The 22,412-nt window shown below is 66.3% G+C and carries 21 protein-coding genes; 10 read left to right on the top strand and 11 right to left on the bottom strand.

Annotated elements, in window-relative coordinates; genetic code table 11:
• Window positions 1-193: 193 nt before the first annotated feature.
• Genes ACVT6V_RS12815 through ACVT6V_RS12805 form a run of 3 tightly spaced genes read right to left on the bottom strand, consistent with a single transcriptional unit; the run spans window position 194 to window position 3,406 of the window.
• Window positions 194-955: an enoyl-CoA hydratase/isomerase family protein gene (locus tag ACVT6V_RS12815; protein ID WP_489900128.1), complete on the bottom strand. Its 762-nt coding sequence runs from the start codon at window positions 953-955 to the stop codon at window positions 194-196.
• 13 nt (window positions 956-968) lie between these two features.
• Window positions 969-2,243 (bottom strand): acetyl-CoA hydrolase/transferase family protein, encoded by a 1,275-nt coding sequence (locus ACVT6V_RS12810; RefSeq protein WP_489900127.1) that lies wholly within the window; start codon window positions 2,241-2,243, stop codon window positions 969-971.
• A complete protein-coding gene (locus ACVT6V_RS12805; RefSeq protein ID WP_489900126.1) occupies window positions 2,240-3,406 on the bottom strand; it encodes a CaiB/BaiF CoA transferase family protein in 1,167 nt (388 codons plus the stop codon). The genes ACVT6V_RS12810 and ACVT6V_RS12805 overlap by 4 nt, the downstream gene beginning before the upstream one ends.
• A gap of 52 nt (window positions 3,407-3,458) precedes the next feature.
• Here ACVT6V_RS12805 and ACVT6V_RS12800 point away from each other — a divergent pair, with 52 nt between their 5' ends.
• The 5 genes from ACVT6V_RS12800 (at window position 3,459) to ACVT6V_RS12780 (ending at window position 10,292) form a co-directional block, all read left to right on the top strand.
• Window positions 3,459-4,958, top strand: coding sequence for a class I adenylate-forming enzyme family protein (locus ACVT6V_RS12800; protein WP_489900125.1), 1,500 nt, complete (start codon window positions 3,459-3,461; stop codon window positions 4,956-4,958).
• The gene (locus ACVT6V_RS12795; protein ID WP_489900124.1) at window positions 4,955-5,734 is read left to right on the top strand and encodes an SDR family NAD(P)-dependent oxidoreductase; all 780 of its coding nucleotides are present in this window, start codon (window positions 4,955-4,957) and stop codon (window positions 5,732-5,734) included. Before ACVT6V_RS12800 ends, ACVT6V_RS12795 begins: the two co-directional genes overlap by 4 nt.
• 537 nt (window positions 5,735-6,271) lie before the next feature.
• On the top strand, window positions 6,272-7,261 hold the full coding sequence (gene acuI, locus ACVT6V_RS12790) for an acrylyl-CoA reductase (NADPH) (protein ID WP_489900123.1): 990 nt from the start codon (window positions 6,272-6,274) through the stop codon (window positions 7,259-7,261).
• Between the two features lie 13 nt (window positions 7,262-7,274).
• Window positions 7,275-8,549, top strand: a complete 1,275-nt coding sequence (locus ACVT6V_RS12785) for an FAS1-like dehydratase domain-containing protein (RefSeq protein WP_489900122.1) — start codon at window positions 7,275-7,277, stop codon at window positions 8,547-8,549.
• 45 nt (window positions 8,550-8,594) lie between these two features.
• Entirely contained in the window at window positions 8,595-10,292 is a 1,698-nt protein-coding gene (locus ACVT6V_RS12780; protein ID WP_489900121.1) for a class I adenylate-forming enzyme family protein, read from the top strand.
• Between the two features lie 104 nt (window positions 10,293-10,396).
• On the opposite strand, the gene ACVT6V_RS12775 is transcribed toward ACVT6V_RS12780, so the two are convergent.
• Genes ACVT6V_RS12775 through ACVT6V_RS12755 form a run of 5 tightly spaced genes read right to left on the bottom strand, consistent with a single transcriptional unit; the run spans window position 10,397 to window position 15,582 of the window.
• Window positions 10,397-11,488 carry an acyl-CoA dehydrogenase family protein gene (locus ACVT6V_RS12775; RefSeq protein ID WP_489900120.1) on the bottom strand — a complete coding sequence of 364 codons (1,092 nt, stop codon included), beginning with the start codon at window positions 11,486-11,488 and terminating at the stop codon, window positions 10,397-10,399.
• Window positions 11,488-12,693 carry an acyl-CoA dehydrogenase family protein gene (locus tag ACVT6V_RS12770; RefSeq protein ID WP_489900119.1) on the bottom strand — a complete coding sequence of 402 codons (1,206 nt, stop codon included), beginning with the start codon at window positions 12,691-12,693 and terminating at the stop codon, window positions 11,488-11,490. Before ACVT6V_RS12770 ends, ACVT6V_RS12775 begins: the two co-directional genes overlap by 1 nt.
• The gene (locus ACVT6V_RS12765) at window positions 12,690-13,472 is read right to left on the bottom strand and encodes an enoyl-CoA hydratase/isomerase family protein (RefSeq protein WP_489900118.1); all 783 of its coding nucleotides are present in this window, start codon (window positions 13,470-13,472) and stop codon (window positions 12,690-12,692) included. Before ACVT6V_RS12765 ends, ACVT6V_RS12770 begins: the two co-directional genes overlap by 4 nt.
• The gene (locus ACVT6V_RS12760; RefSeq protein ID WP_489900117.1) at window positions 13,469-14,440 is read right to left on the bottom strand and encodes an acyl-CoA dehydrogenase family protein; all 972 of its coding nucleotides are present in this window, start codon (window positions 14,438-14,440) and stop codon (window positions 13,469-13,471) included. Before ACVT6V_RS12760 ends, ACVT6V_RS12765 begins: the two co-directional genes overlap by 4 nt.
• Window positions 14,437-15,582 (bottom strand): acyl-CoA dehydrogenase family protein, encoded by a 1,146-nt coding sequence (locus ACVT6V_RS12755; protein ID WP_489900116.1) that lies wholly within the window; start codon window positions 15,580-15,582, stop codon window positions 14,437-14,439. Before ACVT6V_RS12755 ends, ACVT6V_RS12760 begins: the two co-directional genes overlap by 4 nt.
• Window positions 15,583-15,682: 100 nt before the next feature.
• Between ACVT6V_RS12755 and ACVT6V_RS12750 the strand changes: the two genes are divergently transcribed.
• A complete protein-coding gene (locus ACVT6V_RS12750; protein WP_489900115.1) occupies window positions 15,683-16,486 on the top strand; it encodes a FadR/GntR family transcriptional regulator in 804 nt (267 codons plus the stop codon).
• A gap of 31 nt (window positions 16,487-16,517) precedes the next feature.
• Here ACVT6V_RS12750 and ACVT6V_RS12745 read toward each other — a convergent pair whose 3' ends face one another.
• Complete coding sequence (locus ACVT6V_RS12745; protein WP_489900114.1) at window positions 16,518-17,117, bottom strand: hypothetical protein; 600 nt, start codon at window positions 17,115-17,117, stop codon at window positions 16,518-16,520.
• 67 nt (window positions 17,118-17,184) lie between these two features.
• Between ACVT6V_RS12745 and arsC the strand changes: the two genes are divergently transcribed.
• The gene (arsC, locus tag ACVT6V_RS12740; RefSeq protein WP_489900113.1) at window positions 17,185-17,526 is read left to right on the top strand and encodes an arsenate reductase (glutaredoxin); all 342 of its coding nucleotides are present in this window, start codon (window positions 17,185-17,187) and stop codon (window positions 17,524-17,526) included.
• A 362-nt stretch (window positions 17,527-17,888) separates the two neighbouring features.
• Here the strand turns inward: arsC and ACVT6V_RS12735 are convergent, their stop codons facing one another.
• Window positions 17,889-18,338, bottom strand: coding sequence for a limonene-1,2-epoxide hydrolase family protein (locus ACVT6V_RS12735; protein ID WP_489900112.1), 450 nt, complete (start codon window positions 18,336-18,338; stop codon window positions 17,889-17,891).
• Window positions 18,339-18,408: 70 nt separating this feature from the next.
• Window positions 18,409-18,957 (bottom strand): hypothetical protein, encoded by a 549-nt coding sequence (locus ACVT6V_RS12730; RefSeq protein WP_489900111.1) that lies wholly within the window; start codon window positions 18,955-18,957, stop codon window positions 18,409-18,411.
• A gap of 292 nt (window positions 18,958-19,249) precedes the next feature.
• Here ACVT6V_RS12730 and ACVT6V_RS12725 point away from each other — a divergent pair, with 292 nt between their 5' ends.
• From ACVT6V_RS12725 to ACVT6V_RS12715, 3 genes are read left to right on the top strand one after another with little or no spacing between them, the layout of a single operon-like run.
• Window positions 19,250-19,873, top strand: coding sequence for a 50S ribosomal protein L25/general stress protein Ctc (locus ACVT6V_RS12725; RefSeq protein ID WP_489900110.1), 624 nt, complete (start codon window positions 19,250-19,252; stop codon window positions 19,871-19,873).
• Between the two features lie 19 nt (window positions 19,874-19,892).
• Window positions 19,893-20,459: an aminoacyl-tRNA hydrolase gene (pth, locus tag ACVT6V_RS12720; RefSeq protein ID WP_489900109.1), complete on the top strand. Its 567-nt coding sequence runs from the start codon at window positions 19,893-19,895 to the stop codon at window positions 20,457-20,459.
• A gap of 54 nt (window positions 20,460-20,513) precedes the next feature.
• On the top strand, window positions 20,514-22,325 hold the full coding sequence (locus tag ACVT6V_RS12715) for an SLC13 family permease (RefSeq protein ID WP_489900108.1): 1,812 nt from the start codon (window positions 20,514-20,516) through the stop codon (window positions 22,323-22,325).
• The last annotated feature ends 87 nt before the right edge of the window (window positions 22,326-22,412 follow it).

Raw genomic sequence — 22,412 nt, 5'->3', positions numbered from 1 at the left:
ATGTGGAACTACCACCCAGGCTAACGGGCGGCACCGACAAGAAACGTCATCGACAGAAGGACACAGCGTCGGGGGCCGAAACCCCCTCCGGACAGCCGCGCGGATGATCTACCGGCGGCCCGCTGAGGTGTCATCTGGGTCAGGAGGCAGCTCAGACCGGCGCGCAGCAGACGGGCCGGCCCACGCGCGACCCTCAGCGTCCCTGCCAACGCGGAGCACGCTTTTCCGCGAACGCTGCGGGCCCTTCCTGGGCGTCGTCGCTGTTGTAGCACACTTCTGCGGCCGCTCGGGCCGCCTGCAACGCCGCCGAGCGGCCCATCTCGGTCGACAGCATCACCGTGTCGCGAGCGGCGCGAACCGACAGCGGCGCACCGGCCAAGATCTCATGGGCGAGTTCGACGGCGGTGTCCATCAACACTTCCGGTTCCGCAACGCGGTTGACGAGGCCGATGTCATACGCCCGCTGGGCGGTGATCGGCCTGCCGGTCAACAGGATCTCCATCATGATCCGTTGCGGGATCATGTGGATCAGCGGCGCCGCCCACGGCGAACTGCGTCCGACCTTCACCTCGGTCACCGCGAACCTCGCGGTGGTGGCCGCCACGCACAGGTCACAGGCCTGCGCGATCATCCACCCACCGGCAAAAGCTGCGCCGTTGACCGCAGCGATCGTCGGTTTGGACAGTTCCACGGTGTCGTACGGCAGCGCGAACATGTCCCGCGGCGGAACCCGCATTCCGGTCGCCACCATCTCCTTGAGATCGCCACCCGCGCAGAAGGTCTCCCCTGCACCGGTCAGGATGGCAATCCGCAGCGCGGCGTCGTTCTCGAATCGATTCCACGCGTCGGACAAGCCCTCACGGACGTCGGACGCCAGGCAATTGCGGGTCTCGGGCCGATTGAGGGTGATGATCGCGATCTCGTCGTCCACATCGAACAGCACGGCGTCTTCCACCGGAACCTGCCTCTCAGAATCGTCGGCGCTGGATCGGGTGCGCCTCGCGTTCCAACTCCTCGCGGAAGTCGGGATGGGCGATCGCGATCAGGCGCCGAGTGCGCTCGGCGAGCGTCTGTCCTCGAAGCTCGGCCGCACCGTATTCGGTCACCACCACGTCCACCTCACTGCGGGCGGTGGTCACCGGCCCCGACAGCCCAGCGGTGATCCGACTGACGCTGCCGCCCTTGGCCGTTGCCGGCAGAGCCATGATCGCGTGGCCGCCCGGCGAGCGTGCGCCCGCCCGGACGAAGTCGACCTGCCCTCCCGTACCACCCAGATAGGCCGCTGCGCTCTGCTCGGCGTTCACCTGCCCCGTGAGATCGACTTCCACCGCCGAGTTGATCGTCACCAGCTTGTCCAGCTGAGCCATCACACCGGCGTCGTGGGTGTACGAGGTCGGACGCATCCGCAACTCCGGGTTACGGTGCGCGAAGTCGTACAGCCGCGACGTCCCGATCAACGCTCCGGCTACCGACACACCACGGTCGATGCCCTTGCGCGCATTGGTGACCGCACCGGCTTCGACCAAGTCGACGAGTCCGTCCCCGACCATTCCCGAATGCACACCCAGATCTTTTCGATCGATGAGCAACTGCAGCATCGCGTCAGGCACCGCGCCCACACCCATCTGAATGACCGATCCGTCGTCGATGTAGGCGGCCGAGAACTCTGCAATCTGTCGATCGATGTCGCTGATCCGCGCCGGGCTGACCTGAACTGGAGGCCGTGAGACGTGCACCGCGCAGTCAATTGTCGATGCCGGCAACAGCGCACCGTAGGTGTACGGCACCTGATCGTTGACCTCCGCGATCACCACGCGCGCCTTCTCGACCGCGGCCAGCACGTAATCGCTGATGAGACCGAGGCTGTGGTGGCCATCGGCGTCGGGCGGGCTCACCTGAACGAACGCCACATCGCAGGGCAGGTAGCCCGCCGAGATCATCGGCGCGACCTGCCCCACGTGGCACGGAATGATGTCCAGCGCATGAGCTTTGGTCAACGATCGAAGTGTTCCGATGGCACCCATACTCGAGAGTCCGAGATTGCCGATCGCCTCATCCGTTGTGAGTGTCCCGGAAAAGCTGGTGACCACGAACACCGAGAGTTCACCGATGTCGCGGGCCTGGGCGACGAGGCTTTCCAGCAGGGTCGTCGGCTCGCCACACGCCTGGCCGACGACGATGTGGTCGCCTCGTCGCAGATAGGTGCTGAGGTCGAGCATCTCCTCCTGCGTCGTGGCCGTCACGCGCGCCGCTCTCGTGAGGCCGCGCGGATCCGCACCTCGTCCAACACGTCCTGCGTGTCGGCGCCAAGCCGTGGCGCGGGCCCGGCGACCCGTCCGGGAGTGCGCGAGAACCATGCGGGAGACCCAGGAAAGCGCACAGTGCCGTTGGGTGTGTCGACTTCCTCGAAGAAGCCGACCTCGTTGAGATGCGGATTGTCGAACAGGCCGTCGAGGCTGTTCACCGGAGCGGCCGGAATGTCGAGTGAGTGCAGCAGATCCAGCCACTCCTGGGTCGTCCGTTCGGCAAATGTCGTTGCCAGGAGCTCGTAGACGGCGTCGATCTGCGCCGCCCGTTGCGCCAAAGTCGCGAATTGCTCGCCCGCCCATGGCGGGTTGACCGCCTCGATGAATGCCGTCCATTGCTTGTCGTTGTAGACCAGTGCAGAGATGTGACCGTCCTTGGTGCGGTACGGCTTTCGGTGCGGTGACACGGCACGCGGGTAGGCAGCGGGGCCCAGCGGCGGGTCGAACATCGCGCCGTTGGCATGCTCGACGAGCATGAACGAGGCCATCGTCTCGAACATGCTGACCTCCACCTCCTGCCCCTCGCCGGTCCGTTCACGATGGAACAGGGCCATCATCGTCGCGTACAGGGCGGTCATACCGGCGACCTTGTCGGCCATGATCGTTCCGACATACCCGGCCTCGCCCGTCAGCTGCTCCTGGACGGATGGCAAACCGCATTCGGCCTGGATCGTGTCGTCGTAGGCAGTGCGGTTCGCGTCGGGACCGCGACGACCATAGCCGTAGCAGTTCGTGTACACGACGGACGGATTGATCGCCGCGACATCGTCGTAACCGAATCCGAGCCGGGCGATGGCCGAACCCCGCATGGAATGGATGAACACGTCGGCCTCGGCGATCAGGTCACGGAGGTGACCTCGGCCGCCCTCCGCACGTAGATCCAACACCGCACTTCGCTTTCCGCGGTTCACGTTCACGAAGACGCCAGCCATCGCGGGCTCCGGTCCCACGGAGATGTACCGGGTGTTGTCGCCGGCCGGCGGCTCGATCTTCACCACGTCGGCGCCCATGTCGGCCATGATCTGGGTGCAGTACGGCCCCATCACCATGGCGGTGAGGTCGACAACACGCACCCCGGACAGCGGACCAGTGTGTTTCACTCGGCTGAAGCTATCAGATCAATCCTTACAAGGATAGTGGTATTAGTAGCTGGTGAAGAATTTCAAGACCATCGGAACGGTGCTCGACGCCGGCCTCTCGGCGCGTCCGGACGCTCCCGCGGTCGAGGCCGTGTCGGGGGTCTGGTCGTACGCCGAACTCGACCGGCAGGCCGATCGCGCCGCCGGCGCACTATGGTCGCTCGGGGTCAGGCCCGGGGATCGGGTCGCGGCCTGCCTTCCCAACGACCTCGACATCGTCGCGGCATTTCATGGCACCCAACGGATCGGCGCCATCTGGGCCGGCATCGGCGAAGCGCTGTCGGTGAACGAACAGCACGACCTCCACGACCTGGTCGCGCCCACGGTCACCCTGGCCGGGGACCACTGCCGACTGACTGCTCCCGACCGCGTCGACCTCGACCGGTGGTCCGACCTGCTGAGCCGCGACGAATCAGCGCCTCCCATCGACATCGACGTCGACGCGCCTGCGGGCATCGCCTTCACCAGCGGGACGTCCGGGCACCCCAAGGCGGTGGTGCACAGCCAGCGAAATCTGCTGCTCCCCGGTGCCGTCCTGGGTGCATCCCGTGGTTGGGGACCGACACTGCGCAAGGGCGACAGCTTCCCGCTCACCATCCTCAATCTGATGATGCTGTCCACGCTGCTCACCGCCCAGTGCGGGGGTTGCGCCGTGATCATGAACCGCCGGGACGTCGACGGCGTCATCGACTGGATCACCGGCCGAGAGGTCACCGTCTGGAACGGCGCGCCCGCCCAGCTCTATGACCTCGCCCGTCGTCCCGACATCGACCTCGGTTCACTCGAGGAGGTATGGAGCGGCGGCAGCGACACCTCCGACGACTTGCGACGGGACTTCGCCGCGGCCCACGGCATCGTCCCCCGTGCGACCTACGGTCTCACCGAAGCCCCCACCGTCGTGTCGATCGACCCGACCGGCACCCAGTGGCGACCGCGTGCGAGCGGACAGGTGCTGGATCACTACGACGTGGCCGCCTACGACGACAATGGCCGACGCCTGCCCGCCGGTGAGCTCGGCGAGTTGAAACTGTCCGGTCGCACCGACGGCGCCTGGGCCGACGTGTGGCGACCCATGCTCGGCCACTGGGAGCACGACGGCCTTCGGCGCGCCGAACCCGGCCCACAGCCCACCGGTGACGTCGGCTCGGTTGACGCCGACGGCTGGCTGAGGGTTGTCGACCGCAAGAAGCTGGTCATCATCCGTGGCGGCGCGAATGTGTATCCACTCGAGGTGGAGCGCGTCATCGGCGGCGATCCGGACATCGCCCGCGTCGCTGTGTATCCGGTCCCCGATGATCGGCTCGGACAGCGTGTGGCCGCCGTCGTGGAGAGCACAGGCGCGCCTGCCGATTTCGACGCGCTTGCCCAGCGGTGCCGAGATGCGCTGTCCCCCTACAAAGTCCCGGAGATCTGGCACCAGATCGACACACTTCCGGTCAACGCCATGGGCAAGGTGGTACGAGCCGACCTTCCCGGCCTCGTCGAACGGGCCACCAGCAGGAGTTCGCGATGACGCGCGAGGTTGGCCCCGGCGTGGCCGAGATGTTCGGGCTCGATGGCCGGGTGGCGATCGTGACCGGGGCGTCGTCGGGACTCGGGGCCGCAGTGGCGCAAGCGCTCGCCACAGCAGGCGCCCGGGTCGCACTCGTCGCCCGCCGCCGCGACAAACTGACCGAACTCGCCGAGCGGATCGACGGTGCGGCCATCGACTGCGACCTGTCCGAGCTCGACCAGGTCGGGAACATCGCGCCGCGGGTGTGCGATGCGCTCGGTCCGCCGGAGATCGTCGTGAACGCGGCCGGCAGCATGTTCACCGAGGAGCGAGCCGAATCCGAACCCCTCGACGCGATCCGCCAGACGATGAGCCTCAATCTGATGGCACCGTTCCTACTGGCGCAGAGCGTCTTTCCCCACATGCGCAGCACCGGGCGCGGATCCATCGTCAACATCTCGTCCATCAGCGGGCGCGTCGGTATCCCCGGCATTCCCCAGGCCTCCTACGCTGCGAGCAAGGCGGGATTGTCGGGACTCACTGCCGAGCTGGCGGTCCAGTGGGCACGGCACTCGATCCGCGTGAACACCGTGGCACCGGGCTTCTTTCGCAGCGAGATCACCACCCCCCTGTATGAGAGCGAACGCGCCTCGCAATACCTGCGCCGCAACACCCCGTTGCCGATGCAAGGGTCCGCGCGCGACATCGTCGGTGCCGTGGTCTGGCTGGCCGGCGACTCCGGCGCCTACGTCACCGGCCAGACGATCGTGGTCGACGGCGGCTGGACGGCACGCTGATCCGACCTGCACCCTCTGGTGTCGTGCCCTTCGTGACGCACGCTCACTCCGTTCGCGGGCTCCTCAGGGACCGAAGATTTCGACAGGCATTCCCACCCGGTCCCTGAGGAGCCTCCGAGCTTGCGAGGATGCGTCACGAAGGGCCGGATGAGCTTCGAAGCCTACGAACGTCCACCCGGGGGATTTCGACAGGCACTCCCTCCGGCCCCTGAGGAGCGAGCTTGCGAGCGTCACGAAGGGCCGGCCCTTCGTGACGTTCCTCCGCTAGCGCTCCGGAACTCCTCAGGGACCGGGGGGCACGTCTGCCAATGCTCCGGAACTCCTCAGGGACCGGAGGGCACGTCCGCCAACGCCCCGGAACTCCTCAGGGACGAGAGGGCACGTCCGCCAACGCCCCGGAACTCCTCATGGACCGGAGGGCACGACCGCCAATGCTCCGGACAAGATGCCCAGTCAATAAGTCAAGTATTGCTATCCTTGTGAGGATTGACTAGCGTCGAACGAGAACGACGTTCTCGCATTCCGGAAGGATCGACCGTGCAGAAGTTCTTGGCTGTAGTGATCGAGAAAGGTGAAGCGGGACAATCTGTCTCGGTTCAGGCGCTCGACCGCTCCGACCTCCCTCACGGGGACGTCGAAATCGATGTCGACTATTCTTCGCTCAATTTCAAGGACGCCCTCGCCATCACGGGAAGCTCACCGGTGGTGCGCGCATTCCCCATGGTGCCGGGCATCGATCTCGCCGGCACCGTCGTCGACAGTTCACATGCCGACTGGTCAACGGGCGACAAGGTGATCCTCAACGGCTGGGGCGTGGGCGAGAAGCATTGGGGTGGTTTCGCACAGCGGGCTCGCCTGAGTGGCGATTGGCTCATCCCCCTGCCTGCCGAGTTCACCACCCGCCAGGCGATGGCCATCGGTACGGCCGGCTATACGGCGAGCCTCTGCGTGGATGCACTGCTCGACGCGGGCGTGAGCCCGGACCAGGGCGAGATCCTGGTGACCGGAGCCACCGGCGGCGTGGGCAGCGTGGCCATCGCGTTGCTGACCGCGGCTGGTTTCTCGGTCGCCGCCGCGACGGGAAAGACCTCGGAATCGGCGTATCTCGAGGGTCTTGGGGCCACCACGATCGTGGACCGAAGCGAGCTGTCCGACAAGGGCAAGCCCTTGCAAAAGGAGCGCTGGGCGGGCGTCGTCGACACCGTCGGCAGTCACACTCTGGCAAACGCCTGCGCGCAAACCCGTTACGGCGGATTCGTCGCCGCCTGTGGCCTCGCACAGGGAATGGACTTCCCGTCCTCGGTCGCACCCTTCATCCTGCGCGGTGTGTCGCTGCTGGGGATAGACAGTGTCATGGCGCCCCGGGAGCGCCGGGTCACCGCATGGAAGCGCCTGGCACGTGACTTGGAGGCCGACGCGCTGGAGTCGATCGCCCGCGAAGTCTCGCTGGCCGAATCGATCAGCGCCGCGGGACAACTCATGGACGGTACGGTCCGCGGCCGCATCGTCGTCGACGTCAATCGATGAATCGGAGCACATGGTGAGCAGCACAACGGAAGCCAAGACCACCAGCCGGACCACCAGGACGAGGACGGCAACCAAGAGCACCAAGACCACGAAAGCCGCACCGGCCGCGAAGGCTGAGGCCGTCGAACTCGACCTCTCTGACGTCGATCACCGGGTGGGGCAACCCATCGGTGGCGGCCAGCTCTGGGATCCCTGCAGCCGATCCGACATCCGCCGGTGGGTCATGGCGATGGACAACCCCAACCCGATCCACTGGAACGAGGAGTTCGCCCGCGAGTCCCGCTACGGCGGGATCATCGCACCGCAATCCATCGCCGTCGCGCTGGATTACGGTCACGGTGCGGCACCGGCATGCGTCGGGCACATCCCCGGCAGTCACCTGATCTTCGGTGGCGAGGAATGGTGGTTCTACGGCTCGCCGGTTCGCCCCGGAGACAAACTGTTCCAGGAGCGACGCTTTCACGACTACAAGATCGCCGACACGAAGTTCGCGGGTCCGACCATGTTCTCCCGCGGCGACACCACCCACACGAACCAGCACGGCGCACTGGTGGCGCGGGAGCGGTCTACCGCGATCCGCTACCTGGCAGCAGAGGCGACCAAACGGGGCATGTACGACGATCAGATCGGCGTCGTGAAGAAATGGACGAACGACGAGTTGATCGAGATCGAGGCGCTGCGCCGCGAATGGCTCTTGTCGAACCGGCTCGGCATCTCCCCTCACTTCGATGAGGTCAAGGTCGGAGACACCCTGCCGCGCCGCGTGATCGGCCCCCACAGCATCGCGTCGTTCACCACCGAGTATCGCGCGTTCCTGTTCAACATCTGGGGCACGTTCGAGTGGGTCGCACCCGAGGGCGTCGACGATCCGTGGGTGTATCAGGACCCCGGCTGGGAAGAAGGCTTCGGGTTCGACGAGGAGGATGCGAAGATCGATCCGCGCAAGCGAGACGGGCTTTACGTCGGACCATCGCGCGGACATATCGACGCGGAGAAGGCCGGTGAGGTCGGCATGGCACGCGCCTACGGTTACGGCGCGACGATGGGCGCGTGGTGCACGGACTACCTCGCGAACTGGGCTGGGTACGACGGCATGGTGCGGCACACCAAGGCCGACTTCCGGGCTCCGGCATTCGAAGGTGATGTCACCTATTTCGATGCCGAGATCATCGACAAGCGAGCCGAGACCGAGTGGGGTGTGCCGCTCGTCCAGATCAAGTTGAAGCTCACCGATCAGAATGGCGCCGGCCTCGTGTCGTGCACCGCCGAGGTCGAACTACCGCTCTGACGCGTCCCACCCTCACGCCCACCGCCCATCACTGCGAGGTCAGCCATGAGCACCCCGTCCCCCACCCTGACGCTGTCCGTCGCATCGGGGCCACCGTTGAGTGAGGAACCCGGACTCGGAACTCTCACCCTGCCAGGGTTTCTCCGGGAGGTTACCGATCGATTCGGAGACCGCGAGGCACTCGTCCAGCAAGCGGAGACGGGGGCAGTCCGCTGGTCCTACACCGATCTCTGGGCACGGTCGGTAGACGTCGCACGCGCGCTGCGTGCGCGTGGCGTCGGCAAGGACAGCCGAGTCGGTGTGCTGATGACCAACCGCGCCGAATGGCTCACGTCGGTGTTCGGTACGTCGCTGGCCGGCGGGGTCGCCGTCACACTCAGCACCTTCTCGACGCCTGCCGAATTGGACCATCTGCTGAGATCGTCCGGCGTATCGGTCCTCTTGTTCGAGCGCACCGTCGCGAAAACGAATCTCACCGAGATCCTCGTGGGTCTGGAACCGCAGATCGCGACGTCGAGCCCAGGCACCTTGCAGTCGAACAGTTACCCGTTCCTGACCTACTTGGCGGTGACGGGCGGATCGGCCGATGTCGCCGGGATCGACGACTGGGACAGTTTCCTCGCCGCCGGGACGGGCGAATCCCGTGAGTTGATCGAGGCCACCGCGGCGACAACGCAACCCAGCGACACCGCGGTGCTGTTCTTCTCCTCGGGTTCGACGAGCAAGCCCAAGGGCATCCTCAGCGCCCACCGCGGTGTCACCATCCAGATGTGGCGCTTCTGCCGGATGTACGGTCTCACCCCGGATGATCGAGTCCGCTGCTGGTCCGCGAACGGCTTCTTCTGGTCCGGGAACTTCGGCATGGCAATCGGCTCCACACTGGCCAGCGGCGGTTCACTCATCCTGCAATCCACTTTCGACGCCGCCGAGGCACTCGACCTGATGGACACCGAGAAGGTGAACTTCCCCGTCGCCTGGCCGCACCAGTGGGCCGCACTCGAGGCCGCGCCCAACTGGCGCAACGTCGATCTGAGCAGCATGCGATTCGTGGACCGCAACACTCCGATCGCCCGCCACCAGACCGTGTCGACGACCTACACCGAACCCGGACACGCCTACGGGAACACCGAGACCTTCACCATCACAACGTGTTTCGCCGCAGGTACGCCCGAGGGCATCATCGGCGGCAGCAGCGGAGAGCCACTGCCCGGGAACACGGTGAAGATCGTCGACGCATTGTCGGGCGAGACCGTGCCACTCGGTGAACGCGGCGAGATCTGTGTCAAGGGCCCGACGCTCATGCTCGGCTACATCGGAACGCCGCTGTCGGAGACACTCGACGACGAGGGGTTCTTCCACACCGGCGACGGTGGATACCTCGACGATGCCGGGCGCCTGTTCTGGGAGGGCCGGCTCACCGACATCATCAAGACCGGGGGCGCCAACGTCTCCCCGCTCGAGGTCGATGAGGCGCTGATCGCGCATCCGGGAGTGAAAGTCACCCGGACGGTTGGCGTCCCGCACGACACACTGGGCGAGGTGGTGGTCGCGTGCATCGTGCCGCACGCCGGCGCCGACCTCGATCCCGAAGCCGTCCGCGGATATCTCCGCGAACGGCTGGCCAGCTACAAGGTACCCCGCCATGTGTTGTTCTTCACCGACGACGAGATCAGCCTCACCGGCAGCGCGAAGATCAAGTCCAGTGACCTGAAAGCCCTCGCGGCGAGCCGCCTCGCCTCCTGATCGATACACGAAACCCGTTCTTCCCTCGGGTATCTCATCGCCTTCCGCGTGACGTGGGGGGACGAAACCATACCCGGGGGGAAGAACTCTGGGCCTGTTTTCTGTCAGGTGTGATCGGGGTCGACGCGGTAGCGTTCCGCGAGAACCGCACGATGCTGTGCGGGTGACCCGAACAGCGACCGGTTCAACGTCGCCCGCTTCAGGTACACATGTAGTCCGCTCTCCCACGTATAGCCGATACCGCCGTGCAGTTGGATCGCCGTGCCGGCGATGTCGACTGCCATGTCGCTCGTGAAGGACTTGGCCATGGATGCGGCGATGGTGGCGTCCGGCGCGCCGTCGCTCACTTTCCGCACGGCCGACGCGACCAGGCGCCGTGCGACCGTCAGGTCGACGAGCATGTCGGCGCAGGCATGTTTGACCGCCTGGAAGGAACCGATCTTTCGCCCGAACTGCTCGCGCATCCCGGCATAGGCGACAGTCGTCTCGAGCATGGTCTCACCGAGCCCGAGGCTGTCGCAGGCGACGGCCACCGCCGCACGATCGCGCAGCCTCGCAATCGGGTCCGCGCCGATCAGCCGCCACACCGAATCGCTCTCGACACGAACGGTATCCGCACTCACCCGAGCGAACTCGCGGGTGCCGTCGACCACCGCACGCTGCTCGACCACGACACCCGGCATCGTCGGATCAAGACAGACGATCGCCGTCGCACCGTCGGCTGTGGACACGGGCACCAACAACCGGACCGCTCGTGGCGCGCCGAGAACGAACTCGGCCGATCCGCTCGCCGTCCACCCGTCGGTGCACGAGTCGAGGCCGAACAGTCCGCCGGACCGACCTTCTCCGTCGAGCACCAGAATCGGCACCGCATCACCGGATACGGTCCTCCTCAGCAAGTCGTCCCGGCGCGCCGTCGGCTCGGCCGCATTCAACGCACCAAGCGCGAGTGCCGCAACAGCGGGATAGGGTCCCCGGGCGGCGACGCGGCCGATCTCCCGGAGGATCACGGCGGTCTCGGCGAAGGTCGCATCGGCACCGTCGATCGCCGCGGCCGCCTCCAGGCCAAGCCATCCCGACCTCGCGATCAGCGACCAGTCGACCGTGTCGTCGGATGCCCTGGTACCGAGCACATCCCGGGCAACCGCAGAAAGGTCACCGTGGAATTCGGAGAGATCGTGGGTCGAGGTCGTCATCATGGCCCTTTCGGCTCACGGGGAAGTCCGAGCGCACGCTCGCCGATGATGCTGCGCTGGATTTCGCTGGTGCCCCCGGGGATCGTCCATTCCCACGAGCCGATGAAGTCGAGAACCCAATTGCCCGACTCCCATCCGCTCGACATGGGTTTGCGGATGTGCGTCTGCGCCGCGAGCCCACCGACCTCGACGCCGAAATCCATGACCCGCTGCAGGAGTTCGCTGTAATAGAGCTTGACGATCGAGGCGTCCGCGGGTCCCTGATGATCGACGACGAAGTCCGCGCAGAGCAGACGTAGGCCGGTGATCTCGGTTTCCAGCTCCGCGAGTCGATCCGACACGCGCGAATCGTCGACCGGTCGTGAACCGTCGACCCCTGGCGTCGCGCAGAGCTCCACGAGCCACGGGAATCCGCCGTGCCCGAGTCGTTCGGCGAGTTCGAGCATGGTCATCCCTCGTTCGGCACCGAGAGTTTCCTGAGCCACGCGCCAGCCGGCGCTCTCCGCCCCGACGAGGTTGTCGGCGGGGATCTCCACGTCGTTGAGAAAGATCTCGCAGAAGTGGGACTCGCCGGTGGCCTGCCGGATCGGTCGGACCTCGATGCCCGCACTGGCCATGTCCATCAGGAAGTAGGAGATCCCCTGACGTTTCGGCGCCGTCGGGTCAGTCCGGGCGAGAAGCAGACACCAATCGGCGTGCAGCGCCCCGCTGGCCCAGAGTTTCTGCCCGTTCACGATGTAGGTGCCCCCGGTCCGGCGCGCCGACGTGGACAGCGCCGCCATGTCCGAACCGGCCCCTGGTTCGGAAAACCCCTGACACCAGATCTCGCCGTCGAGGATCGCCGGGAGATGACGCCGACGTTGGTTTTCGGTTCCCGCGGCCAGCAGCGTCGACGCCGCGTGGTGGATCGAGACGAACGGAAGTACGAGCCGAGGTGCGTCGTACGCGGCGAGTTCCTGGTACAGGACGATCTGATCTTCGACCGACATTCCACCGCCCCACGCCGACGGCCAGTGCGGAACCGCGAAACCGGCGCTGTGCAGAGTGGCAAACCAGTCCTTCTGGAATGCGACGAACTCCTCATCGGAGGCGCCTGTCTGCGCGGCCCGCCAGTTCTCGGGGACGTGAGTGGCACACCACTCGCGGACCTCAGAGCGAAAGTCACCGGACCGGCGGGCTCGGACGGGCGAGGTCGCGGTCGTCATCGGCGAACGGCCTTGTCCGCCATCGACAGCAGTCGTTTCCGATGTTCGTCGGACTGCATGGTCACGACCTCGGCAGCGAAACCTGCCTGCAGTGGACCACCCAACGCCTGGGAGAGATGCATGTTGACAATGCGTTTCGTACTCTGCAGAGCGTCGGCCGGTTGGGCCGCCAATCGGCCGGCGAGTGCTCGTGCCTCGCCCATCAGTTCGTCAGGTGCGATCATCCGGGTGGCGAGCCCGAGCTCGACGGCGGTGGCCGCCGGGATTCGGTCACCCGTGTACAGGTATTCGCGAGACCGCAGGATCGGGGTCAGCAACGGCCAGAACGCCGCGCCTCCGTCACCTGCGACCAATCCGACCGCCACGTGCGGATCGGCGAGATGAGCCCGCTCGGAGATGAGCACGACGTCGCAGAGCACCGCGATACTGCAGCCCAGGCCCACTGCGGGACCATTCACGGCGGCGATCACCGGCAACGGGAACCGCAACATCTCGTCGATGATCTCGGCGCCCTCGCGGATGCTGTCATCGCGGGCGACCGGATCGTCGAGAAACGAAGTGATCCAACCCAGGTCGCCACCAGCGCTGAACGCCCGACCAGAACCTGTCAGGATCACCACCGCGGCGTCCCGGTCGGCGGCCAGCTGCCGCCAGACGTTGGCCAACGCCCAGTGCAGGGACCTGTTGACCGCGCCCAGCTCCTCTGGCCGGTTGATGGTGACGATACGGAGCGGACCGTCGCAGACGACGCTCAATTCGTCGGGCAGGTCGTAGATCATCGGGTCACCACCGCAGAGATGCCCGCCAGTTGCTCTGCCCCACTGAATAATCCGGTGAGTCCACGGCGGCCGAGGCGCCGCGTGAGTATGTCGCCCGTCCCCGACGTTCCGAACGGCAGGCGGCGCAGCGGCAGACTGTACCGCGACAACCAGGACAGGGTGGTCTCGTCACAGAAGCCGGTGGCACCGTGTAGCTGGTGGGCGATGCGGAACACGGTCTCCGCCGCCTCGATTGCGGCCAGCCGCAGTGCCAGTGCGTCGTCGAGCGCGTCCTGACCGGCGGTCTCGATACTCCACAGCGCGTACTTCGCCAGCTCCTCCACTCCGGCGCGTTCCACCGCCGCATCGGTGAGCTGGAACTGGACGCCCTGCAGCCGCGCGAGCGGCTGCCCGAACTGCTCGCGGAGCAGAATATGCGATCGGGTGAGTTCCATTGCGCGGTCGAGCATCCCGAGCAGCGTCCACATCGGAAGCACCAATCCCAGCGCGACGTCGGCGGCACCGTTGCCGTCCATCGGGGTCAGACCGAGTGGTGCCATGAACGCCGAGGTACGCGGGGATTCGGCCGACGGCAGAATTTCGACGCGACTGCGCTGCCCGGTCACCGTGACCGCGGCAAAGCGCAGGTCCAATCCCGCGAAGGCCGCCGACGGGTCGTGCTCGGAGACGACAACCAAGGCGTCGACATCGAGATCAGTTGGTCGGGAGAGGCGTTCGGCAACCGGGTACGGCACCGCCCAATAGCCGGCGCTGCGACACAGCGCGGCCGCTGCCTCGAGTTCGTCGCCGCCGGCGCGGGTGTCGAGGTCGAAGGCCCCCAGGCCCGACAGCACCGGCTCGATCATCGCAGCCCGGCCGTGCGGGTCACGTTCGGCCGCCTCCACCAGCCGGTCCCCGCCCGCGCCGGCGAAAGCGGAGAGCGCCGCCGCGCCGAAATCAGTGGCCTCCGTGGACAGGTCGATGTTCATGAGGCCACCAGATCACGCGCCAGCAGGATCCGTTGCATCTCGATGCTGCCCGATGACACGGTCGCAGCCTGCGAATAGCGCCAGTGATCCTCGACGTCGGCACGGAACCGCCGGGCCGCGTCGTGGTCGGCCGGAGCATAGGACGCGATCTCGGCGAGAACATCGGCGCTGGACTGATCGAGCGTGGTCACCGCGATCCGGTACAGCGCCGAGTCGCCCGGCCGCACTCGTCCCTGCGCCTGCGTCGACACCACGCGGTACGCGAGCAGTCGGGCGCGACGACACCGCACGAGCTCGCGGGTCCACCGCTCCCGCAGTGCCGCCGGCAGCTCGTCCCAGCGCTCGCCGAGCACGGTCGGCGCCCGCTGCAGCAAGAGCTCACAGCGTGCATAGCGCGCTATCCCGACCCGCTCGAAGGCCAGGACCTCTTGCACGACGGACCAACCGTCGTCGACGGCGCCCAACACATTCGCCTCGGTCACCTTGAGTTCGTTGAAGAAGACCTCGTTGAGGTGGTGGGGACCCAGCATGGAACGGATCGGCCGCACCTCGATGGCCGGATCGGACATGGGGACCAGGAACACGGTGAGGCCCTGCTGTTTGCGCTCGGCGGTCGACGTGCGCGTCAACAGAAAGCACCACTGCGCCATCGTGGCGTAGGACGTCCAGATCTTCTGGCCGGAGATGCTCCAGCCGTCGCCTTCACGTCTGGCCGCCGTACGCAGCGACGCAAGGTCTGAACCGGACCCCGGCTCGGAGAAACCCTGACACCAGATCACCTCGCCGCGGGCGATCGGTGGCAGATGTTGTCGCTGTTGTTCGGCTGTGCCGTGCCGCATGATCGTCGGTCCCACCCAGTTCACACCCATGTACTGCGCTCCTCTGGGTTCGTGGTGAGCCCACATCTCCTCACGCACCACCGTCTGTTCCCACACCGACGCGCCGCGGCCACCGAATTCCTCGGGCCAGGCCAGACAGAGCAAACCGCGGTCAGCCAGGAACCGACAGAACTCCTGAGCGGCGTCGAGATCCGACTGGTCATCGGTGAACGCACCCCGGAAGTCCGGAGGCATCCGCTCGTCGATCAGCGATCGCAGCTCTGCCCGAAGCCGAGCCGCCGCTTCGCCCATTGTGAAGTCCATGCGACGCACATTACTTCAATCATAACAAGGATTGGAATACTTGAATGTAAAGGTTCTTGCGCGTGGATTAGACTCTGCGCATGAACGAATTGCGGTCGGCGTGACGACGATCAGAAACGGTCGTGTCCCACAGCGGCGCATCGCGGAAACCGTCGCCGCCGAGCTACGCGAGATGATCCTGGACGTCGAGGACTACCGACTTCCCACTCAGGAGCAATTGGTCAAGGACTTCGGCGTCAGCTATCCGTCGATCCGCGAGGCCTTGAGAATACTGGAGACCGAGGGCCTGGTGACGGTTCGTCGTGGCAACGTCGGGGGCGCCGACGTCCATCGTCCCGACGAGACGTCGGCGGCCTACCACCTCGGACTCTCCCTGCAGGCCGGCAAGGTCACCTTGCACGATCTCGCCGACGGACTACGGATGCTCGAACCATTGTGTGCCGCAGAATGCGCCAAGCGAGCCGATCGGGCCGAGGTGGTGGTACCGGCACTCACCGAGGCGATCGACATCTCCGCCGGTCTCGTCGCCAACGGCGTGGAGTTCACTCAGACCGCCCGCGATTTCCACGATCTCGTCGTCTCCTTTGCTCCCAACGCCACCATTCGATATGCCGTCGGAAGCTACGTCGCTCTGTGGTCGGCACAGGAGGAGGCGTGGGCCGAAGCCCGGACAAGACACGGCGAGTACCCCTCCCAGCTCGAAGCCGAGGAGGCAGTGCGCGCACACCGCCGCCTTGTCGACGAGATCGCCGCCGGACATGCCGATGAGGCCGAGCGCCTCGCCAGGGCCCACCTCGCCGCCACGCAGGCGCTCGTACTCGAGCGGTACGGCGACCGGATCGTGAACGCATCGGCAGCGATGTCGCGCCAGGCGATCCACCCGGGGCGGCGTTCGCGGTTGTAGTGCGCCGGTCGCCGTGGCCGCCCGCTCAACGTCACTCGCCGTTCGAGTCGGGCCTCGACGTCCGGCGACGCATGCGCCACCACAGAAGCCCGCCGGGTAGTGCCACCAGCGCGGCTATCGCGACGAACACTCCTACCACCGCAGGCTGCGGCTCGCGGGTGTCGTCGGCGGCGAACGGTTTGATGGACGGACCCAGAAAGTCAGCCAGTTGGGCGGTGGTCACCGCGGTGTTGTCGCAGAGGGATGCGCCCCACTCCCCGTCCGCGGCGGCCAGACCATCCGGCGTATGTCCCAGCACGACGAGACGTTCGCGATCGAGTTCGAGGTCCATCCCGCAGGCCGCCGACGACGCGGTGGTGAGGACGGTGATCGTCTCCGGCACACGCTGCTTGTAGCTGTTCGCCACCTCGACCCGGTACCGGACCGCGGACCCGTCGACGTCTTTGGCCACCGGGGTGCCGACAACGATTGCCGACGAGTCCTTGACGATGGCCGCGGGCGGACGCGCGACACACGAACAGGCGCAGGCCGTCGCGGGCACGAACGCGACGGTACCCACCAGACATGCGCAGACCAGGAGCAGCCGGACCGCCATCCGACGAAGCGAGATTCGTGCTGCCGTCGCGACCATGCCGACACCGTAATTCGCCGAATCCGCACTGCATAGGGTCGTCGACCCTCCAGGTATCGTTTGCCCCGTGGACGCGACGATTTATCACAACCCGAAATGCTCGACCTCTCGCAAGGCGCTGGACAAACTTCGCGAGGCCGGCATCGAACCGACCGTCGTCAAGTACCTGAACGAGCCGTACACGCGCGAGCAGCTGACCACGATGATCGCCGAGGCCGGAATCACCGTCCAACAGGCCGCCCGCAAGCGCGAGACCCTGTACAAAGACATGGACCTTGCGTCCGCCACGGACGATCAGCTGCTCGACGCGATGGTCGAGAACCCGATCCTCGTCGAACGCCCATTTGTGGTGACCGACAAAGGAACCCGCCTCGGGCGCCCGCTCGATGCGCTCGACGAGATCCTCTGACACAACGAGTCCGCGGCCACGCTGCGAAACCGTCCCGGGCCCGCGACGTACCACGCCGCGACGTCACCCCGAACCCTGAGAACGCACCACGCGACGCGACGTCACCCCGATCCCCGACAACGCACCACACGCCGCGACGTCACCCCGAACCCTGAGAACGCACCACGCGACGCGACGTCACCCCGACCCCTGAGGAGCCTCCGAGCTTGCGAGGATGCGTCACGAAGGGCCCTTCGTGACGCTCCCAAGCTCGTTCCTCAGGGACCGGGAGATGACCCAAGCTCGCTCCTCAGGGACCGGGAGGTGACGCAAGCAAAACCGACCTCACGGGGACCGAAGGGCGTCGACTGCAACCCCCCGCCTCACGACACGGATGCGGGTGCGGGCGCCGGCATCCGCCGCTGCGCCGCCGGCGCCACGATGGCGAGCAGACCCCTGAGGAGGCCCTTCGTCATGTCGAAATAGTCGAAGTAGTCCCGCCACAGCGTGATCCGGCCTTCGCCCACCTCGAAGCGACCCCACACCCAGAACCGGATGACCAACGGTCCGAACCTCAGCTGGTCGATTCGTTCGGTCAGAACCACGGGACCGTCGGCCGACACATTGATCATGCGGTAGTCGAAGCCCGCCCACGACGAGTCCTCCATACCGCGAAAGATGCGGTGAACCTTGCGCTTTCCGTACACGGTCGGCAATGAGACATTCGAGTAGACGATGTTGTCATCGACGTTCTCGATGCCCGCGGTCACGTCTCCCCTGGCGAATGCGTCGAGCATGGCGGTGACGATGTCGATCGGTGTCTGCGACGTCATGAAGCCAGTATGCCTGTGACTGCGCGTCACGGGAACACCGCTCTTGCAGTCGACTGGTCCGATCGAGACGTCAACCGACGGCCAGACCGACTCCTCGCATCACCTTCTCGACGACCGGTATCGCGGCGTGGCACGCGGTTTCGCCGGCCGCGACCTTCTGTTCCGCGGCGTCGGCCAGGGTGATCTCGAACGTCACGAACCGGCCGCCTGCGCGGTCGGCGACCGCGGCCGCAGCACAGGACCGACGGTCAGTGGCGGCCTCCTTGATGTACAGCCGACCGCCGTCGAACGGGAGGACCGCCCGATTGGAACGGATGACCTCGAGGCCCGACGCCGACGATTCGACGGCGACCTCGATGCCGGCCGAAGCGCCCTCGATCGCCCAGGAACACTTGTTGGCCGTGAGATCGGCACGGCTCACGACGCCGCCGACGAGCGTCGCGACATCGTCGTCGGTCAACAGTCCGCAGACCCCTCCGCGCACCGGCACAGCCGCACTCGACAGCACCTCACCGCCGCCGTTCGGTCGGTCCGACGCCCCGGTTGCGGCAGCACCGCATCCCGCGACGCCGAACAGTGCACAGAGCAGCACAAAGTACTGCACAGCAGATCGCTTCACTGGTTTCCTCCCGCGTCGCCGCGAGGGCGGCGACGGATTCATTGCGATCAGGATGCCAACACAGCTCCGCGTTGTCACGCCGAGACGATGTGACATTCGGCCAGGCCATCGACTATTCTGGCCACCGTTGTCTCGGCGAGGGTGAACGATCACCGTTATCGGCGCGACCACCGCGGATCTCTTCGACCGGCCTGTTGGGGCCTGCGTGGATGGCCCCGGTCGTTGTCGCTCGTCGCGACCGACCAGCCACACCACCGCGGTTCACCCGAGCCGCCGAACGAGGAGAAACACCATGGCCACCATTGCCGCCAAGTTGCCGGTCACCGTCCGTACCGAAAAGGGCAAGGGCGCCGCGCGCCGCGCTCGTCGTGAGGGCCAGGTGCCCGCCGTGCTCTACGGTCACGGCACCGATCCGCAGCACCTCAACCTCCCGGCCCGCGAACTGTCCGCCATCCTGCGTAACAGCGGCACCAACTCGATCATCGATCTCGACATCGAGGGCACCAGCCAGATCGCGCTGACCAAGCAGATCGACGTGCACCCGATCCGCAACTACATCGAGCATGTCGACCTGCTGGTGATCCGCCGCGGCGAGAAGGTCACCGTCGAGGTCCTCATCGTCGTCGAGGGTGACGCCGCACCGGGCACCCTGGTCGTCCAGGACGCCAGCTATGTCGAGATCGAGGCCGACGCGCTCTCGATCCCTGAGCAGATCGAGGTCAGTGTCGAGGGCGTCGCCGCCGGCACCGCCGTCCACGCGTCCGACCTGAGCCTGCCGGAGGGCGTCACCCTCATCTCTGATCCCGACACCCTGATCGTCGCGATCAACGAGGCTCCGAGCGGTGCCGAGGCCGAAGATGAGGGCGAAGAGGCCGAGGCCGCCGCCGAGGCTCCTGCCGAGGAATCCGCAGAATAGTCATCACCCTCAACGATCAGTGAAACTGATTGTCGGACTGGGTAATCCCGGTACGAGATACGAGAAGACGAGGCACAACATCGGCGCGATGGTCGCCGATGGCCTCGTCGCCTCGGCCGGCGAGCGGTGGAAGGTGCACAAGAAGTCGGGCGCCGACGTCGCCCCGATCACCCTCGCAGGCCAACAGGTCCTCGTCGCCAAGCCGCGCAACTACATGAACGAGGCGGGCCGCCAGATCGGCCCACTCGCCAAGTTCTACTCCGTGGCGGTCGACGACATGATCGTGCTGCACGACGAGCTCGACATCGACTTCGGTCTCGTTCGTCTCAAGCGTGGCGGCGGCGAAGGCGGGCACAACGGGCTGCGGTCGGTCAGTCAGGCGCTCGGCTCCCGGGACTACCTGCGCGTGCGGCTGGGCATCGGCCGCCCACCCGGCCGCCAGGACCCGGCCGATTTCGTCTTGAAACCGTTCCCTTCATCGGCACGGGCCGACGTCGATCTCATGATCGGGCACGGCATCGATGCGGTGGAGTTGTTGATCGCCCAGGGCCTCGAGTCGGCGCAGAACCTGGTGCACGCATGGTGATCGGCTGCTGCCGATGCCACTGCGGAGTGTTTCCGACGGTGCGACCATGAGTCGGTGTCGGACGCCACCCTCAGCCTGATCATCCTGGCCGTCACGGTCGTCCTGTTCGTCTGGAACCGGCTACCGGTCGGAGTCGTCGCCATCGCCTCGGCATTGGCCCTCTATTTCTTCGGCCTGATCGATCTCGCCGACCTCACCTCCGGACTCGGCGAAAGCGTCATCGTGTTCATCGCGGCGTTGTTCGTGGTCAGCGAGGGACTTGAAGCCTCGGGTATCACGGCCTGGGCCGGGCGGCTGCTCACCAGGGCGGCCGGCACCACGCGCGTACGCGTACTCGGTGCAATCGCCATCCTGGGCGCCATCTTGGCCGCCCTCATCACCATCAACGGGGCCGCGGCCGCCCTGGTGCCGGTCACCGTCGCCGTGGCCCGGCACGCGGGCATGCTGCCATCCAAAGTTCTGATCCCACTGGCCTACGCCTGCAGCGCCGGGTCGATGTTGACCCTGTCCGGCAGCCCCGTGAATGTGATCGTCAACGACGCGGCACGCGACGCCACCGGCGACGGTTTCGGCTACTTCGAGTTCGGTCTCATCGGAATCCCGCTGCTGATATTGACCTTCGGGGTGATCGCGGTCTTCGGCGACCGTCTGCTACCCGACCGCCAGTCCACGACACTGCCTGCCGACTTCAGCAATTACGTCGGAACGGTCGTCGATCACTACGGTCTCGGCGAGCGCATCTACCGACTCCATGTCGGACCCGAATCCCCGTTCCTCGGCCGGTCGGTACGCCATGTGCTCCCGGCTGACGGAGACGTCGTGGGTATCGCAGTGCAGGGCGGACGCGGAGCCCCCTCCCTCGACGGCGGACAGAAGATCGAGGAGGGGGACGTGCTGGTGATGTCGGGCCAGGGAGACCAGATCGAGCAGTTCGCCCGCGACAATGACCTCACCGTCGAGGACGTGGCAGGCCGACACGGGACGCGGGGTCGACTCGTCGATCGCGACACCGGGATCAGTGAGATCGTGATCCCGCCGCGATCGGAGTGGATCGGCACCGAGGTGTTTCCCGGAATGGTGCGGCCGGAGGACGGGCTTTTGGTGCTGTCCATCCGACGTCGCAACACGGATGTGGGCGCCCGCACCGTCGATCTCGTCGAAGGCGACACGATGCTCGTCCACGGGCCGTGGCGGGCTGTCGACGCACTCGCCTCCGACCAGCGCATGCTGGTGGTCGCGTCATCGGAGCAGCTGCGGCGCCAGACGGTAGCGCTCGGGCGCGGCGCCGCGCGTGCCGCCGTGATCCTGGTGGCGATGATCGTCCTGTTGGCGACGGGCCTCGTGCCCCCGGTAGTGGCCGGCCTTCTTGCTGCGGTGGCGATGGTGCTCACCAAGGTCGTCACGTCCGAGCAGGCCTACCGCGCCGTATCGTGGCCGACACTCGTCCTGATCGCGGCACTGATCCCGATGTCGACCGCGATCACCGACAGCGGCGGCGCGGAGAAGATTGCCCGTCCGATCGTGGATCTCGTCGCCGACCAGAGCTCCTACGTACTGCTGATCGTGTTGTTCCTGCTCACCGCGTTACTCGGGCAGTTCATCAGCAATGCCGCGACGACCTTGATCGTCATCCCGATCGCGCTGGCGGCAGCGGGCGACGTCGGCGTCAATCCGCAACCGATCCTGATGCTGGTCTGCACCGCCGCCGCGGCCGCGGTCCTGACGCCGATCGCGACACCCGCCAACATGATCGTGATGAACCCGGGGGGTTACCGATTCGGCGACTACTGGCGGCTCGGCGCCGTCGTGATGGTCTGCTGGCTGGTGGTCGCCGTCCTACTGATTCCCGTGTTCTGGCCGTTGTGACGCCATGTCGACAGCGGTTTGTGCCACGGCTTCACGCTGCGCCGCAACCCCAACGCATACACTCTGGGTCGGCGCAACCCGAAGGGG

Source organism: Gordonia sp. LMA167, assembly GCF_058130025.1.
The sequence above is the reverse complement of the archived record's forward strand: the minus strand, read 5'-3'. Positions and strand labels throughout refer to the sequence as shown.

Bases quoted from the DNA above. Each gene is read 5' to 3' on its own strand.
- ACVT6V_RS12795 (WP_489900124.1), top strand. From the start codon at position 4,955: ATGACGCGCGAGGTTGGCCCCGGCGTGGCCGAGATGTTCGGGCTCGAT.
- ACVT6V_RS12780 (WP_489900121.1), top strand. From the start codon at position 8,595: ATGAGCACCCCGTCCCCCACCCTGACGCTGTCCGTCGCATCGGGGCCA.
- ACVT6V_RS12775 (WP_489900120.1), bottom strand. From the start codon at position 11,488: ATGACGACCTCGACCCACGATCTCTCCGAATTCCACGGTGACCTTTCT.
- ACVT6V_RS12770 (WP_489900119.1), bottom strand. From the start codon at position 12,693: ATGACGACCGCGACCTCGCCCGTCCGAGCCCGCCGGTCCGGTGACTTT.
- ACVT6V_RS12765 (WP_489900118.1), bottom strand. From the start codon at position 13,472: ATGATCTACGACCTGCCCGACGAATTGAGCGTCGTCTGCGACGGTCCG.
- ACVT6V_RS12760 (WP_489900117.1), bottom strand. From the start codon at position 14,440: ATGAACATCGACCTGTCCACGGAGGCCACTGATTTCGGCGCGGCGGCG.
- ACVT6V_RS12755 (WP_489900116.1), bottom strand. From the start codon at position 15,582: ATGGACTTCACAATGGGCGAAGCGGCGGCTCGGCTTCGGGCAGAGCTG.
- ACVT6V_RS12745 (WP_489900114.1), bottom strand. From the start codon at position 17,117: ATGGTCGCGACGGCAGCACGAATCTCGCTTCGTCGGATGGCGGTCCGG.
- ACVT6V_RS12735 (WP_489900112.1), bottom strand. From the start codon at position 18,338: ATGACGTCGCAGACACCGATCGACATCGTCACCGCCATGCTCGACGCA.
- ACVT6V_RS12725 (WP_489900110.1), top strand. From the start codon at position 19,250: ATGGCCACCATTGCCGCCAAGTTGCCGGTCACCGTCCGTACCGAAAAG.